At 69.5% G+C, this 11,851-nt stretch carries 12 protein-coding genes; 8 read left to right on the top strand and 4 right to left on the bottom strand.

All coding sequences use genetic code 11. The features are described from left to right. The first annotated feature begins 41 nt into the window (after positions 1–41). The 4 genes from JOF29_RS30430 (at position 42) to JOF29_RS30415 (ending at position 3,747) form a co-directional block, all read left to right on the top strand. On the top strand, positions 42–755 hold the full coding sequence (locus JOF29_RS30430) for a PIG-L deacetylase family protein (RefSeq protein WP_209697838.1): 714 nt from the start codon (positions 42–44) through the stop codon (positions 753–755). A 42-nt stretch (positions 756–797) separates the two neighbouring features. Then, complete coding sequence (locus tag JOF29_RS30425) at positions 798–1,523, top strand: alpha/beta fold hydrolase (RefSeq protein WP_209697837.1); 726 nt, start codon at positions 798–800, stop codon at positions 1,521–1,523. An 83-nt stretch (positions 1,524–1,606) separates the two neighbouring features. Continuing rightward, positions 1,607–2,962 (top strand): Mur ligase family protein, encoded by a 1,356-nt coding sequence (locus JOF29_RS30420; RefSeq protein ID WP_209697836.1) that lies wholly within the window; start codon positions 1,607–1,609, stop codon positions 2,960–2,962. Beyond that, the gene (locus JOF29_RS30415; RefSeq protein WP_209697835.1) at positions 2,959–3,747 is read left to right on the top strand and encodes a type 1 glutamine amidotransferase; all 789 of its coding nucleotides are present in this window, start codon (positions 2,959–2,961) and stop codon (positions 3,745–3,747) included. Before JOF29_RS30420 ends, JOF29_RS30415 begins: the two co-directional genes overlap by 4 nt. Positions 3,748–3,796: 49 nt before the next feature. Here the strand turns inward: JOF29_RS30415 and JOF29_RS30410 are convergent, their stop codons facing one another. The 4 genes from JOF29_RS30410 to JOF29_RS30395 all read right to left on the bottom strand — a co-directional run bounded on the left by JOF29_RS30410 (position 3,797) and on the right by JOF29_RS30395 (position 8,413). Next, complete coding sequence (locus JOF29_RS30410) at positions 3,797–5,119, bottom strand: C1 family peptidase (RefSeq protein ID WP_209697834.1); 1,323 nt, start codon at positions 5,117–5,119, stop codon at positions 3,797–3,799. A gap of 81 nt (positions 5,120–5,200) precedes the next feature. Continuing rightward, positions 5,201–6,193 carry an ABC transporter permease gene (locus JOF29_RS30405; protein WP_209697833.1) on the bottom strand — a complete coding sequence of 331 codons (993 nt, stop codon included), beginning with the start codon at positions 6,191–6,193 and terminating at the stop codon, positions 5,201–5,203. A 31-nt stretch (positions 6,194–6,224) separates the two neighbouring features. Further along, the gene (locus tag JOF29_RS30400) at positions 6,225–6,866 is read right to left on the bottom strand and encodes a response regulator (RefSeq protein ID WP_209697832.1); all 642 of its coding nucleotides are present in this window, start codon (positions 6,864–6,866) and stop codon (positions 6,225–6,227) included. Then, positions 6,863–8,413, bottom strand: coding sequence for an ATP-binding protein (locus JOF29_RS30395; RefSeq protein ID WP_209697831.1), 1,551 nt, complete (start codon positions 8,411–8,413; stop codon positions 6,863–6,865). Before JOF29_RS30395 ends, JOF29_RS30400 begins: the two co-directional genes overlap by 4 nt. A gap of 182 nt (positions 8,414–8,595) precedes the next feature. Here JOF29_RS30395 and JOF29_RS30390 point away from each other — a divergent pair, with 182 nt between their 5' ends. The 4 genes from JOF29_RS30390 to JOF29_RS30375 all read left to right on the top strand — a co-directional run bounded on the left by JOF29_RS30390 (position 8,596) and on the right by JOF29_RS30375 (position 11,702). After that, positions 8,596–9,987 (top strand): PspC domain-containing protein, encoded by a 1,392-nt coding sequence (locus JOF29_RS30390; protein ID WP_209697830.1) that lies wholly within the window; start codon positions 8,596–8,598, stop codon positions 9,985–9,987. Continuing rightward, entirely contained in the window at positions 9,984–10,172 is a 189-nt protein-coding gene (locus tag JOF29_RS30385) for a hypothetical protein (RefSeq protein WP_209697829.1), read from the top strand. Before JOF29_RS30390 ends, JOF29_RS30385 begins: the two co-directional genes overlap by 4 nt. 165 nt (positions 10,173–10,337) lie before the next feature. Beyond that, the gene (locus JOF29_RS30380; RefSeq protein WP_209700077.1) at positions 10,338–11,474 is read left to right on the top strand and encodes a Cmx/CmrA family chloramphenicol efflux MFS transporter; all 1,137 of its coding nucleotides are present in this window, start codon (positions 10,338–10,340) and stop codon (positions 11,472–11,474) included. A 27-nt stretch (positions 11,475–11,501) separates the two neighbouring features. Then, positions 11,502–11,702 carry a cold-shock protein gene (locus tag JOF29_RS30375; RefSeq protein ID WP_209697828.1) on the top strand — a complete coding sequence of 67 codons (201 nt, stop codon included), beginning with the start codon at positions 11,502–11,504 and terminating at the stop codon, positions 11,700–11,702. The last annotated feature ends 149 nt before the right edge of the window (positions 11,703–11,851 follow it).

The following is an 11,851-nucleotide window of genomic DNA, read 5'->3' as shown; positions in this document are numbered from 1 at the left end:
ATTCCACTGTGCCTGCCCGCGCAAGCAGCTAGTGTCAGGCCGTGACCGAACCACGACCCGATGACGAGATCGAACGCATCCTCGTGGTGGTCGCACACCCCGACGACATCGACTTCGGCGGCGCCGGCACGGTCGCGCTGTGGACCAAGGCCGGCATCGAGGTGCAGTACTGCATCGTCACCGACGGGCAGGCGGGCGGCTTCGAACCGGACCGCGACCGGGCCGAGATCCCCGCCGTACGGCGGGCCGAGCAGACCGCCGCCGCGCACCAGGTCGGCGTCCACGACCTGCACTTCCTCGGGTACCAGGACGGCGCCGTGGAGCCGACCGCCGAACTGGTCCGCGACATCAGCCGGGTGATCCGCAAGGTCCGCCCGCAACGGCTCTTGACCCAGTCCCCCGAGCGCTCGTGGCACCGCCTGCAGGTCTCGCACCCCGACCACCTGGCCGCGGCCGAGGCGACCGTCCGCGCGTTCTACCCGGCGGCCGGCAACCCGTACGCGTACCCGGAGCTGACCGAGGAGGCGTGGGACGTCGGCGAGCTGTGGATGATGGACCACCCGACCGCGAACCACTACGTCGACATCACCGACACGTTCGACCGGAAGATCGCCGCGCTGATGTCGCACACCAGCCAGCACCGCGACCCCGGCGGTCTCCGGACCGGTATCCGGGCCAACTTCGCCCGGGTCGCCGGCACCGCCGGATTCCCCGCCGGCCACTACGCGGAAGCCTTCACGGTCGTCCGCCTGTAATTCCGTTTGCCCGCCGGGCCGCGCGCCGGGAAGCTGGCGCCCATGACGATTTCTCATGAGGCAACCGGGAACGGCCCGGATCTGCTGCTGGTCCACGCAGGTGTCGCCGACTCGCGGATGTGGGCGCGGCAGGTGGCGGAACTGCAGGCCGGCCACCGCGTGATCACCCTCGACCTGCGCGGGTACGGCGACACGCCGTCGGCCCGGAAGTACTCCGACGCCGGCGACGTGCTCGCGGTCCTCGAGGAGCTCGGCGCCAAGGACGTGACGGCGGTCGGGGCCTCGTTCGGCGGGTACGTCGTACAGCAGGTGGCGAGCCGGCGGCCGGACCTGTTCGCGCGGCTGGTGCTGATCTGCGCGCCGACCGACAACGTGGAACCCGACGACGACCTGCGCGCGCTGTGGACCGCGGAGGAAGCGCTCCTCGAGGCCGGCGACGTCGACGGCGCGACCGACCTGATGGTTCGGCACTGGATCGGCCCGGAAGCCGACGACGAGGCCCGCGAACTGCTGCGGGAGATGCAGAAGCACGCGTACGCCGTACAACTGGCCGCCGGCGACGTCGACAACGAGGAATGGCCGGTCGAGCCGGAGAAGCTCACCGTCCCGGTGCGGCTGATCACCGGCGGGCACGACTACCGGTTCTTCACCGACTGCGCGGACTACCTCGCGGAGCGGCTCCCCGGCTCCGAGCGGGTGCACCTCCCCTGGGCCGGGCATCTGCCCACCCTCGAGCGTCCCGCCGAGGCATTAACATTTGCTTCCTGAGTATTTACTGAGCTGAGCGGACGCTGAGCTTCATTCTTAGCGGAGGCTGGGTTTCAATTGACCAGCGGTCCTAGAATTCAGGCATGCGAGAAACGGCTGCGATCGCCCTTGCCCGGACCGTGGCCACGCTCAGCCGCCGCCTCGGCCGCGGGGGCCGGACGCTGCCCGGCGTGATCGTCGGAAAAATAGCACCGAACTTGCCCCGGAAATTGGCCGGACAATTACCAGGTGGCTGCATTCTGGTAACCGGCACGAACGGAAAGACGACGACCACCAAACTGCTGGTCGCCGCGCTCCGGCGCAGCGGCGAGTCCGTGCTCACGAACGACTCCGGCGCGAACCTGCGCAGCGGCGTCGTCTCGGCGCTGCTCTCGGCAGCGGACCTGCGCGGGCGGATCCGCGCGACCGTCGGGGTGTTCGAGGTCGACGAGGCAAGCCTGCGCCTGGTCGCGCCGGAGCTCCGGCCGCGGCACATCGTGGTCCTGAACCTGTTCCGCGACCAGCTCGACCGGTACGGCGAAGTCGACACCACGGCCGCGCTGCTCGCGGAAGGCATCGCGGCCACGGACGCCCGGCTGTACCTGAACGCCGACGACGCACGGGTCGCGAGCCTGGCCGCCGCCGCGAGCGGACCGGATCGGGTCAGCTACTTCGGGGTCGAGCAACTGCCGGACCGGCTGACCGATGCCCGGTCCGCGGTCGACTCGGACCGGTGCCCGAGCTGTGGCGAACGGTTACGGTTCGACCGGATCTTCTACAGCCATCTCGGCCACTACAGCTGCCCGAACGGCGACTTCGACCGGCCCCGGCCGGACGTCACGGTCACCGACGTGGTGCACGCGGACCTCGACGGCACGGAGTTCACGGTGTCGGCCGGCGGCGTACGCCGGCAGGTCCGGTGCGGGTTGTCCGGGACGTACAACCTCTACAACGCGCTGGCCGCGGTGAGCGTGGCGGCCGGGCTGGGCGTGGACCCCGCGGTGACGGCGGAGGCGGTGCGGACCACCGAGGCCGCATTCGGGCGGGTCGAGAAGACCGAGGTGCAGGGCCGGACGCTGTGGCTGCTGCTGATCAAGAATCCGGCAGGGTTCGCGCAGGTGCTGGACACCTTCCTGATCGGGCGGACGCAGCCGCAGGTCATGATCGCCGTCAACGACCTGCCTGCCGATGGTCGCGACGTGTCCTGGTTGTGGGACGTACCGCTGGAGGCGTTGTCGGCGAGCCGGCCGGAGGTCGTCACCGCCGGTACACGGGCGGCCGAGATGGCGTTGCGGCTGCACTACGCCGGGACCGAGGCGGCGGTGGCCTCCAGCGTCGACGACGGCATCTCCCGGTTGCTGGAAGGGCTGCCGCCAGGCGGGGACGGGTACATCCTGCCGACCTACACCGCGATGCTGCAGGTACGCCGGGCACTCCGCGGCCGTCAGGAGGCAGCATGATCAAGACGTTGCGGGTCGCGCACCTGTATCCCCGGGATCTCAACGTGTACGGGGATCTGGGAAATGTCATCACGCTGGCCAAACGGCTCGAATGGCGTGGATTCCGGGCCGAGATCCTGCCGGTCGAACCAGGCCACTTTTTCGACTTCTCGAGCGTCGACCTGGTGTTCGGCGGCGGCGGCCAGAATTCCGCGCAGGCCGTCAATGCGGACGATTTGCTCGCGCGCGGCGACGAATTGCGGAAGATATCCGCCGACGGGGTCCCGATGCTGCTGATCTGCGGGAGCTACCAGCTGTTCGGGCGGGAATTCGTCGACGCCGACGGACGACGTTATCCCGGGCTCGGGATCTTCCGCAGCAGCACCACCGCGGGCCGGCACCGGATGATCGGGAACATCGTGGTGGACAGCCCGTTCGGGCAGCTGGTCGGGTTCGAGAACCACTCGGGGCGGACGGTGCTCGAGGAAGGTCAGCAGGCCCTCGGCACGGTTCGGCAGGGGTTCGGCAACAACGGCGGCACCGGGGACGAGGGGGCCGTCGTCGGTAACACGATCGGCACGTACCTGCACGGGCCGGCGCTTCCGAAGAACCCGGGGCTCGCCGATCACCTGCTGCTCTGCGCACTGCACCGCCGGTACGGCATCGAGGAACTCGAACCGCTCGACGACGACCTGGCGCTCCGTGCGGCGACGGTCGCGGCTGCCCGCCCGCAAGGCCGGCAGACATCTCTCCGCCCACGCCGCAGACGCCTCCACCACCTGGCCACGGCCCTCCGGCGGCACTGACAGAACGTCCCGGGACCCCGCAGGGAGCCCGGGACGTTCGGGTGGTCGTTCAGTCGGCGAGGGCGCCCATCGGGTCCCAGGCCGGGAGGACGATCGGCTCGTCGTCCAGGCGGGCCTGGAGGTCGGCCGGCAGCGCGGAGCGGCGTACGGCGATCTCGAAGACGTGCTCGCCGAACCACGAGTCGTTCATGGTCCAGAAGCCACTGTCGGCCTTCTCGTCGCCCCAGCTGTTCTCGACCCGCCAGCGGCGCGGCGTGCCGTCCACGACGTCGACACCGGTGAACAGCATCGCGTGCGTCATCAGCGTTTCGTGGTGCACCAGGCGCTCGGCCTTGTCCAGCGTGAACTCGGTGTCGTACACCGCGGCGTAGTCGTACAGCTTGGCGTCCCAGAAGCCCAGGTCACCGTTCATCTGCTTGCCGACGTCGCAGCCGAACCAGACCGGCTCGCCGCCGACGATCGCGTCCTGGGTGAGCTGCTTCATCAGGTCGATCTCGACGTTCAGGTACACCACCGGCGGCGCGTCGATCACGTTGCCGAGGAAGTCCACGGTGAACGTCCGGCCGACCGGGCTGGTCGAGCGCGGGTCGTGCACCAGGCAGACGTAGTCGTCGACCGGCAGCTGCACGTACTTCGCAGCGAACTCGGTCGGGGTGATCCAGCCGTCGCGGTGGAAGCCCTTGTCGGTGTCCTTCCACTGCCACAGGAACTTCTGCGGCGGCGTGCCCAGGTGGATGCTCAGCACCCGGTGCACGGTGGTCAGGATCTCGCCCTTGCGGTCGCGCCGGGCGTCGTCGCCGTCCAGCGCCCGCAGGTCGCGCGCGCCCTGCCGGAGCAGCTTGCGGAGGATGTCGTTCAGCTGCGCGGTGGCCGACGAGCTCTCGCTCTCCGGCATCGCGGACTTCGGCACCAGGCCGTGCTTGCGGACCACCGCGATGAACATGTTCCACTGGCCGCCGTCACCGATCGGGTCGGACAGCAGGTGCGCCACCGTCCGGTCGTCGGCGTCCCGGCCGGCGGTCTCGATGATCGCCTCGAGGAAGAAGTTGGCCCGCTCGAACTTGTCCCAGAACAGCACGTAGTTCTGCGAGAACTCGAAGTCCTTGACGCCGAGTTTCCCGGCGGCGCCGACCCGAAGCAGGTTCAGTCCGGCGAACATCCAGCACCGGCCGCTCTTCTTCTGATTGGTCACCTTCCAGTCGTCCAGCAGATGGGACACCGAATGGTCCATCGACGTGACGACCTGACGATCCAGGGCAATGCTGTTGACCGGCGTCTGCGTGACGGCGTTCTGCATCACCCGGTACTGCGGGTTCGACGCGAACTCCTTCTCGAAGAGCGCGAGCTGATCGGCTGTGAGATTCCGCTCCATAACAGTCGACCGTATAACAGCCACCAAGCGCGTACCGAGGGATCGGAGTGGCGAATCCATGCCCTGGCCGAAACGCGCCACTCAACTCAGCCGGACGCGCGGATCGATCAGGCTGTAGGTGATGTCGACCACCAGGTTCAATGCGACCAGGAACACCGTCGCCAGCAACACGGTGCCCATGATCAACGGCAGGTCGAAGTTGTTCACGCTGTCCAGCGACAAGACGCCGAGACCCGGCAGGTCGAACAGTTTCTCGGTGAAGATCGCGCCGGACAGGCTGCCGGCGATGTCCAGCCCGAAGATCGTGATCACCGGGATCAGCCCGGCCCGCAGCGCGTGCTTGTAGGTGACCACCCAGTCCGGCAGGCCCTTGGCCCGGGCAGTCCGGATGAAGTCCTCGCCGAGCGACTCGACCATCGAGCCACGGGCGAACCGCGCGTAGTCCGTGCACCCGTACAGCCCCTGGACGAGCCAGGGCGCCACCAGCCCGCCGGCCCATTTCCACAGGCTGTGCGTCGGTGGTGTCCAGCCGCCGCGGGGCAGGATCGGGTGCAGCACGGTCAGGTACAGGACCGCGAGCAGGCCGACGATGTAGTACGGCACCGCGCTGACAAGCATGGCACCGCTCATCAGCATCCGGTCACCGATCGTGCCGCGGTGCCGCGCCGCGACTGCACCGGCCGCGACGCCGACGGTCAGCACGATCACGGCCTGCCCGAGCACCAGCGACGCGGTGACCGGCAACCTGGTCGCCAGCAGACCGGTGACCGGCTGGTCGTTCTTGAACGAGAACCCGAGGCAGGGCACGCTGCAGTGCTGCACGACCCCCGAGGTCTCGAAGTCGCGGCCGACCACGATGCCCTTCACGAACCGGGCGAACTGCTCGGCCTTCGGCTCGTCCAGGTGCAGGTTCGCCTTGATCTCGTTGTACCGCTGCATCGTGCAGTTGCGTTCGCCGCAGATCGCGCCCGCCGGGTCGGTCGGCGCGACGAAGAACAGCGCGAACGTCGCCACCAACGTCGCCACGATCACGCTCAACGCCGACACGAGGCGACGGACGATGTAGAACCCCACGGACCGAATGGTCGCACGGGATCCCGCGAAGTCACACCAGGCGGCGGTCCGTGGCCCAGCGGGTCAGCTCGTGGCGGTTCGAGAGCTGGAGTTTCCGCAGTACGGACGAGACGTGCGTCTCCACGGTCTTCACCGAGATGAACAGCTCGCGCGCGACCTCCTTGTACGCGTACCCGCGGGCGATCAGCCGCAACACCTCGCGTTCGCGCTGCGACAGCCGGTCGAGGTCCTCGTCCACCGAGGCGATGTCGATCGCGCCGGAGAACGCGTCCAGTACGAAGCCCGCCAGCCGCGGCGAGAACACCGCGTCACCCTCGGCGACCCGGTTGATCGCGTCCACCAGCTCGGCGCCGGAGATGTTCTTGGTCACATACCCGCGGGCGCCGGCCCGGATCACGCCGATCACGTCCTCGGCGGCGTCGGACACCGACAGCGCCAGGAACTTGATGTCCGGGTGCCGCTGGTGCACCTGCTTCATCACCTCGGTGCCGCCGCCGCCCGGCAGGTGCACGTCGAGCAGTACGACGTCGGGCTCGGTGCCGACGATCGCCTTCACCGCGGTGTCGACGTCGGACCCCTCCCCGACGATGTCGACCGACGTACCGATCTCGCTGCGTACCCCGGCCCGGAACATGTCGTGATCGTCGACGACGACAACCCGCCTGCTGCTCATCTGTCCATCTCCAGTCGCACCTCGGTGCCAGTCTCCGCATCGGACCGCACTGTTGCGCGGCCGCCGTGCCGTTCCATTCTGCCCATCACACTGTGCCGCAGGCCGAGCCGGTCGTCCGGGACCTCGTCCACCTCGAAGCCCTTGCCGCGATCCCGGACGAACATCTCCACCCGGTCGCCGTCCACCTCGACGAACACGTCGATCTTCGCAGCACCGGAGTGCTTGGCCGCGTTCACCATGGACTCCCGGGCGGCCCGGACCATCGACGCCAGCGGCTCGCTCAGGTCGCAGTCGCCGACCGTGACCACCTCGATCGGTACGCCGTGCGAGTCCTCGACCTCGGCGGCGGCCTGCTTCGCGGCGCCGACGATCGTCTGGTCGGCGTCGTGTTCCTCGTCGTACAGCCAGGACCGCAGCTCGCGCTCCTGCGACCGGGCCAGCCGGGCGACCGCCTTCGGGTCATCGGCCTGCTTCTGGATCAGCGCCAGCGTCTGCAGAACCGAGTCGTGCAGGTGCGCGGCCATGTCGGCGCGCTCCTGGGAGCGGACCCGTTCGGCGCGCTCGGAGTTCAGGTCCCGGGTCAGCCGGTGCACCCACGGGCCCGCGATCACGCCGATCCCGACGACCGCCAGCAGCAGGGCGATCAGTACGTCGCCGACCATCGAGAGCCGGCCGTTCTGGACCAGGAACAGCGTGACCGCCGTACCGAGCAGGACCAGGCCGACCGCGATCCGGACCAGCGACTTCCAGCCGCCCTTGCCGAGCACCAGGCCGAGGATCGGGACCCGGATGTCCTGCGCCCACTTGTCCTTCTGGCTCTCGTCGGCCTGCCGCCAGATCAGCGCCAGACCGGTCGCGGCGAACACCAGCGGCCAGAACAGCTTCCCGGCGATGCCGAACCCGGCGACCTGCAGCAGGATCAGCAGGCCGATACCGATGGCCACCAGCGCGGGCAGCTGCCCGCGGCTCTTCTCCCGCTTCCGCTGCTTCGCCTCGGTGACCGGCGCCGGCGGCTCGTCGCTCCGCATGCCGCTGCGCGTGTGCGCGGCCAGTCCTGGTGCGCCCGGCACCCGCTCCGGTGCGAGTGGCATCAGGAACCACAAAGCCGCGTAGATCAGTAGGCCGAAGCCGCCCGAGACCGTGGTCGCGATCAGCACGAGCCGTACGACGGTGTCCGAGATCCCCAGGTGATCCGCAATCCCCCCGGCAACACCCGCGATCACCCGCCCGTCGGTACGCCGATAAGCCCGCCGCGGCCCGTCCGCCGCCGACGGCGCCCCCAACCCCGCCTGCGGCTGCCCAGCACCAACAGCCCCACCCCAACCACCAACACCACCGGCAGCACCCACTCCACCCGGACCACTTGGTGCACCGGCTTGGGCGCCCATGCGGGCGGCATATGCCGCGTACGGGCCTTGGTACTGGCCTGGGCCTTGGGGGCCCCAGCCTTTGTAGCGCCACTGGTCCTGGTTCTGCCCAGGCGTGGGCTCAGGCCGGCCCTCGCTGTCGGAGGGGCCGCCCGGCGGCGCTGCTGCTGGCTGGCTCATCACAACGATCGTCACATGCGGACCGGCCCGACACCAGCGGGCTTGCCCCCGGCCGCGTCCTCAGCGACGGCGTACGGCATTCAGGGTTCCCTCGGGGACAACCCCGAATTCCGGCCACTCCGGGAGCCGTCAGGGTGGATCCCCGATGTCCGGGCCGGGGCTTCGGTGTGACCATCGATGGCATGGAGCAGAACCAGACTGGACCCGCTGGGTTCGACCGCAACCGCCTGCAGAACCCCCAGACCTGGCGGCGCAGCAGGTCGGACCGCTGGGTCGCGGGCGTCTGCGGCGGTATCGGCCGCGGCCTGAACATCGACCCCGTGCTGGTCCGCGTGCTGATGGCCGTGCTGATCATCAGCGGACCCGGTCTGATCTTCTACCTCGCCGCCTGGGCGCTGATGCCCGAGGAGGGCAGCGACCGGGCCCCTGTGCAGGGCCTGCTCGGCGACCGGATCCGGACCGACCACCCGTGGTTCTGGCCGGTGGTGATCGGGATCTGCGTGTTCGCCGGGATCGCGACCATGTCGTCGTTCAAGTTCGGCCACTTCATCCCCGGCCCGCTGATCGTGATCGCGATCATCTGGCTGATCTCCAAGCACCGCAAGGGCAACTGCGCCAAGAACGGCCGGCAGCGGCCACAGGACTCCGTGCCGCCGGCGAACCCCGGCCAGCCGTACACCTCCCAGCCGTACACCTCCCAGCCGTACACCAGCCAGCCGTACACCTCCCAGCCGACGACCCAGCCGTACAGCTCCGCGCAGGACCCGTCGGCGCAGTACCCATCGGCATACGGGCCTCCGCAGACCGGTCCGTCGGCTTCCCCGGCGGGCCCGTCGTCCTCGGCCACACAGCGACCCCAGGACCGCACCGTCGAACCGGTCCAGTCTGTGTGGACCGAGGACGACCCCCTCGGCCTGTACGCCGACGAGCCGGCCGCCGGCACCCGTCCGCCGGCCACGAGCAAGCCGGCCGGGCCGCCCGCGAAGGGCATGCGCGGCGTCAAGTCGATCGTCGTCGTCCTGACCGGGCTGGCGATCGCGATCGCGGCGCTGGCCGGTGCGACCACGTCCACCATGCTGGTGATCGGCCTGGCCACGCTCGGCGGCGGCATGCTGCTCGGCGGGTTCGTCGGCCGGACGCTCGGCCTGCTCCCGCTCGGGATCCTGCTCGCGATGGGCGCGGTCGTCAGTACGGTCTTCACCGCCGTACCGCGGAACTTCGCCGACACGAACTACGTCGCGCCGCAAGGCCAGACGATCACCGCGACCGGGTCGAGCTACCAGTTCGACGCCGGGTCGGTGAACCTGGACCTGACCAAGGCGAAGTTCGCCCCCGGCGCCAAGGTCGAGGTCCACGGCGGCGCCGGCGAGGTGGTCGTCAAGCTCCCGGCGAACGTCGACGTGAAGGGGCAACTGTCCACCGAGATGGGAAACGTCGCCTTCCTCAACGAGGACCGCAGCGGCCATAATGCCAAGCTGACCCTGGACGACCTCGGCGCCGACGCGAAGCCCGGCGAGCAGGTCACCCTGGACCTGAACCTCAAACTCGGCAGCATCAAGGTGGAGCGCGGATGAGCCAGCAACCCAAGACGCGGCCGGATGTGCCCGGTGTGGTGGCCGGGACCGTCCTGAGCGGTGCTGCCACGATCTGGATGCTCACCGACAACGGCGTGCTGCAGACCGACGACCTCGGTGTGACCAGCGCACTGCTGCTGGTCGCCGCGGGGTTGCTGGGCCTGGCCGCCTCCCGCCGTACCTAACTCGGTGGACGGCGGTGTCCGCCGTTCTCTAGGCTCCAGGCCGTGACCAGCCCGGAGGCGGACAGACCGTAACCACCGGCCGTTCCCGTGCTCCTGTACCGGAATCGCCGGAGACGACCTCATGCCGTCTTCTCATGGTTGCGGAGTACCTCCATGTTTTCTGCACTGCCTTTCGTGCTGTATCTGCTCAGCCTGGCCGTTTTCGCCCAGGCGACCTCCGAGTTCATGCTCTCCGGGCTCGGCCCGGACATCGCCCGGGACCTGGGCGTCTCGATCCCGGCGGCGGGCTGGCTGACGTCCGCGTTCGCGCTCGGGATGGTCGTCGGCGCCCCGGCGATCGCGGTCCTCGGCGCCCGCTGGCCGCGCCGCCGGACGCTGCTGGCGACACTGACCGTCTTCCTCGCGGTCCACGTGGTCGGCGCGCTCACCAGCAGCTTCGCCGTACTGCTCACCACCCGGGTCCTGGCCGCATTCGCGAACGCGGGCTTCCTCGCGATCGCGCTCGCCACCGCGACCGGCCTGGTCCGCCCGGACGCCAAGGGCCGCGCGACCTCCGTCCTGCTCGGCGGTACGACGCTTGCCTGCATCGTCGGCGTACCCGCGGGTGCCGTACTCGGCCGCTACCTCGGCTGGCGGTCCGCCTTCTGGGCGGTCGCGCTGATCTCACTGCCGGCGCTGATCGGGATCCTCCGCTCGGTCCCCACGCGTGCAACGGGGCAGGCGTCTCCAGCCAGGATCAGCATCCGGCCGCGGCTCGCCGTACTGCTGCTGCTCGGGGCGCTGGTGAACGGCGCTACGTTCTGCTCGTTCACGTACCTGTCGCCGGTGCTCACCGAGGTGACCGGGATCGGCGTCGGCTGGGTGCCGCCGATGCTCGCGTTGTTCGGCCTCGGCGCGTTCGCGGGGGTGACCGTCGCCGGGCGGTACGCCGACAAGCGCGATCACCGGCTCGTACTCGTTGCCGGAGGCATCCTGCTGCTCGGCTGGTGCGCGTTCGCGCTCACCGCGGCGTACGTCGTACCGTCCGTCGTTCTGGTCCTCGTGCAAGGGGCGCTGTCCTTCGCGGTCGGCTCGACGCTGATCGCGTACGCCCTCTACGCCGGGTCGGAGTACCCGGTGCTGAGCGGTGGTCTGGCCACCGCCGCACTGAACGTCGGCGCCGCCGCCGGGCCGGTGCTGGGCGGCCTCGCGATCGGCGTCTCCGGGTTCCGCGGGCCGCTGTGGGTGAGCGCGACCCTGGTGGGCGCGGCGCTGCTCGTCGGCGGCTCCATTAGAATTGCTGGTCGCGAGGGGCCCGGGTGAAGCGGGTTCCGTGGTCGAGGAGATTCGATGGTGCGCGGCACCGTGAAGTGGTTCAACGCGGACAAGGGCTACGGCTTCCTGGCCGTCGACGGGCAGGACGACGTGTTCGTGCACTGGAGCAAGATCGTCTCCGACGGGTACAAGACGCTGGCGGACGGACAGCCGGTCGAGTTCCAGATCGTCGACGGGCCCAAGGGCCGGGAGGCCGACGCGGTCACCCCGGTCTGACCAGCGGTCCGGTCCGGTAACCGATAACCTGTCGTCTCACCGTGTGAGGGGTGCGACGCGGCCGCGGACGAGTACCACCAGACCCGGGCGTTCGCGGAGTTCGTGACCAGCGCCCTGCGGTACAACACCGATCTGAAGATCAGCAACGA

Origin of the sequence: Kribbella aluminosa (assembly GCF_017876295.1) — a bacterium.
Classification (GTDB): Bacteria; Actinomycetota; Actinomycetes; order Propionibacteriales; family Kribbellaceae; genus Kribbella; species Kribbella aluminosa.
This window is presented reverse-complemented; position numbering and strand designations above follow the sequence as displayed.

Coding starts and splice junctions, on each gene's coding strand:
- JOF29_RS30410 (WP_209697834.1), bottom strand. CDS start 5,119: ATGGAGCGGAATCTCACAGCCGATCAGCTCGCGCTCTTCGAGAAGGAG.
- JOF29_RS30420 (WP_209697836.1), top strand. CDS start 1,607: ATGCGAGAAACGGCTGCGATCGCCCTTGCCCGGACCGTGGCCACGCTC.
- JOF29_RS30390 (WP_209697830.1), top strand. CDS start 8,596: ATGGAGCAGAACCAGACTGGACCCGCTGGGTTCGACCGCAACCGCCTG.
- JOF29_RS30385 (WP_209697829.1), top strand. CDS start 9,984: ATGAGCCAGCAACCCAAGACGCGGCCGGATGTGCCCGGTGTGGTGGCC.
- JOF29_RS30400 (WP_209697832.1), bottom strand. CDS start 6,866: ATGAGCAGCAGGCGGGTTGTCGTCGTCGACGATCACGACATGTTCCGG.
- JOF29_RS30415 (WP_209697835.1), top strand. CDS start 2,959: ATGATCAAGACGTTGCGGGTCGCGCACCTGTATCCCCGGGATCTCAAC.
- JOF29_RS30425 (WP_209697837.1), top strand. CDS start 798: ATGACGATTTCTCATGAGGCAACCGGGAACGGCCCGGATCTGCTGCTG.
- JOF29_RS30375 (WP_209697828.1), top strand. CDS start 11,502: ATGGTGCGCGGCACCGTGAAGTGGTTCAACGCGGACAAGGGCTACGGC.
- JOF29_RS30395 (WP_209697831.1), bottom strand. CDS start 8,413: ATGAGCCAGCCAGCAGCAGCGCCGCCGGGCGGCCCCTCCGACAGCGAG.